This is a genomic window from Dietzia timorensis, assembly GCF_020742175.1.
Taxonomy (GTDB): Bacteria; Actinomycetota; Actinomycetes; order Mycobacteriales; family Mycobacteriaceae; genus Dietzia; species Dietzia timorensis_A.
Map to the genome: position 1 here is coordinate 1 of NZ_DYXM01000206.1, position 2734 is coordinate 2734.

Below are 2734 nucleotides of genomic sequence, written 5' to 3' on the forward strand. Positions count from 1 at the left end.
CTCTTCTACTTCGCGGAGATCGAGCGGCCCGAGCTCTTCAGGTCGTTGCACGCCTCGACGACGCGCTCGGCCATGGAGGTCTCGGCCTTCTTGAGGTACGAGCGCGGGTCGTAGACCTTCTTGTTGCCGACCTCGCCGTCGATCTTGAGGACGCCGTCGTAGTTGCCGAGCATGTGGCCGGCGACGGGGCGGGTGAAGGCGTACTGGGTGTCGGTGTCGACGTTCATCTTGATGACGCCGTAGCTGAGCGCCTCGTCGATCTCGCTCTTGAGCGAACCCGATCCGCCGTGGAAAACGAAGTCGAACGGGTAATCCGAGGCGGCCGCGCCGAGCTTCTTGCGCGCGACCTCCTGGCCCTGCTTGAGCACCTCCGGGCGGAGCTTGACGTTGCCCGGCTTGTACACGCCGTGGACGTTGCCGAAGGTCGCGGCGAGCATGTAGCGGTCGCCGTCGTTCGAGGCGCCGAGCGCGTCGAGAGTCTTCTCGAAGTCCTCTTCGGAGGTGAACAGCTTCTCGTTGATCTCGTTCTCGACGCCGTCCTCCTCGCCGCCGACGACACCGATCTCGACCTCGAGAATGATGTTGGCCTCGGCGGACTTCGCGAGCAGCTCCTTGGCGATTTCGAGGTTCTCGTCGATCGGCACCGCGGAACCGTCCCACATGTGCGACTGGAACAGCGGGTTCTGGCCGTTGCGGACGCGCTCCGCGGAGATCTCGAGCAGCGGGCGGACGAAGCCGTCGAGCTTGTCCTTCGGGCAGTGGTCGGTGTGCAGCGCGACCGTGATGTCGTACTTCTCGGCGACCACGTGCGCGAACTCTGCGAGCGCGACGGCACCGGTGACCATGTCCTTCACGGACTGGCCCGAGCCGAACTCGGAACCGCCGGTGGAGAACTGGATGATGCCGTCCGAGCCGGCCTCGGCGAAACCACGCAGCGCGGCGTTGATCGTCTCCGACGACGTGCAGTTGATCGCGGGGAAGGCGAAGCCTTCGTTCTTCGCGCGGTCCAGCATCTCGCGGTACTGCTCGGGAGTTGCGATGGGCATTGGGTACTAACCTCCAACATGTCCGGGTTCGTTGCGCGGCGAGCCGCGCTCTGCCACCAGACTAGGCGGTATTTTGCGCGGACGGGTCCGGCGCCCCGGTTATCCGCCCCACTCCGCGCCGACCTTCAGCTTGCGGACCTCGTTCCACGACGGACCGTAGGTCACGAAGTCGACACCCTCGGGCGTTCCCAGTACGGCTCGCTTTTCCGGATTTTCGAAGAACTCCTTGACTACTCGAACGATCGCGTTGGGTTCGGTGTCGTACGACTTGAGGTCGAAGCGAGTCTCGCCACCGATCGGGTCGAACAGAATCCCTCGCTTGACCTTGTACTCCGAATACGTCTCGAAGGAGAGAAACGACATCAATTTCTCCCCTCTTGACCCGCTATTCCCGATCGAGAACCCGACGATGTCCTCCCAGGGAATGTCCATCAGATTCAAGCGCCCCACCGACACACGAATGCGCTCCGGGGATAGGACCAGTTCCATTTCGAGTACAGGCTTCACCGTGAACATGCGGACGATAGCGATAACGCAAAACACCAGAAAAAGTACGTTGACGATGGGGTGCGCAATGAGCGTCAACCTCGGCTCTTCCGAGTCTTTGAGCACGTACAGGTCGACCATGATGAGCAAATGGCCGACGTACATGAGCAGAAAGTACGCCGGCGCGAGCGCAGACGGATCGCGAAAACCCGATTTAGCCACTCGCACCGCGCCATCTTTGAAACATGCCTTATTCACGCCTCTACGTGCAGAAATGCGCCAAACGATGTCGGGATACCAGAGAAGGACGGTAAAGGTAAGCCCCCAGATGAGAAGACCCAAGTAAGTCAAGCTCATTCCGCCGTCCAGGGACATCAGCACGAAGGCACAGCTCGTGAGGGCGAAAAACAATCCGCCGAAGATATAGAACGGGCCGAAATGAAATGGTGCTTTCAACTCTTTGATCCACGGCACATCGATCCTCAACGCCGTCCCACCTCTTCTCCCAAACTTGGTCATTTCTCTTCCGATGCCGCGGCATCGCCCGATGTTCCGCTTCCGCCTAACCTATTGCCATGCGCGACGTCTCTCCCCACCCGCACCGCTGGCGAATCCTCGCGATAACGCTGTGCGTCACGTTCATGGGGCTCCTCGACGTCACGATCGTCAATATCGCACTCCCCGCGATCGATGCGGACTTCGGTGGGTCGACCGCCTCGCTGCAATGGGTCGTCTCCGGCCACGCTCTCGCCTTCGGGCTGATCCTCGTCACCGGCGGCCGACTCGGCGACGCGCTGGGCCGCCGCCGCATGATGCTCATCGGCCTCGTCTGCTTCGTCGCAACCTCCGCCGGCTGCGGCCTCGCCCCGTCGATCGGCTGGCTCATCGCCGCTCGCTTCGCACAAGGAATCTCCGCGGGCCTGCTCGTCCCGCAGAACTCGGGCATCATCCAGAACGTCTTCTCCGGCCCGGAGCGCGGCCGGGCGTTCGGTTACATGGGCATGGCCGTCGGCATCTCCGGCTCGATCGGCCCGGTCCTCGGCGGCCTCATCATCGGCCTCGCGGGTGGCGACGGAGGCTGGCGCTGGATCTTCCTCGTCAACGTGCCCATCGGCCTCGCCCTCATCGGCGCGGTGTGGCGCATCATCCCCGGCCGCGAACCCGGCTCCGGCAAGCCCGATCTCGACATCATCGGCGCCGCA

General features: G+C 62.8%; 3 protein-coding genes. 1 reads left to right on the plus strand and 2 read right to left on the minus strand.

The window, feature by feature from the left end:
• Nucleotides 1-5: 5 nt before the first annotated feature.
• Together fbaA and K8V11_RS10465 are read right to left on the minus strand one after the other, a co-directional pair.
• Complete coding sequence (gene fbaA, locus K8V11_RS10460) at nucleotides 6-1046, minus strand: class II fructose-bisphosphate aldolase (RefSeq protein WP_303913736.1); 1041 nt, start codon at nucleotides 1044-1046, stop codon at nucleotides 6-8.
• 99 nt (nucleotides 1047-1145) lie between these two features.
• Complete coding sequence (locus K8V11_RS10465) at nucleotides 1146-2051, minus strand: hypothetical protein (protein ID WP_303913738.1); 906 nt, start codon at nucleotides 2049-2051, stop codon at nucleotides 1146-1148.
• Between the two features lie 56 nt (nucleotides 2052-2107).
• Here K8V11_RS10465 and K8V11_RS10470 point away from each other — a divergent pair.
• On the plus strand, nucleotides 2108-2734 hold a 627-nt coding region (locus K8V11_RS10470), incomplete at its 3' end, for an MFS transporter (RefSeq protein WP_303913740.1).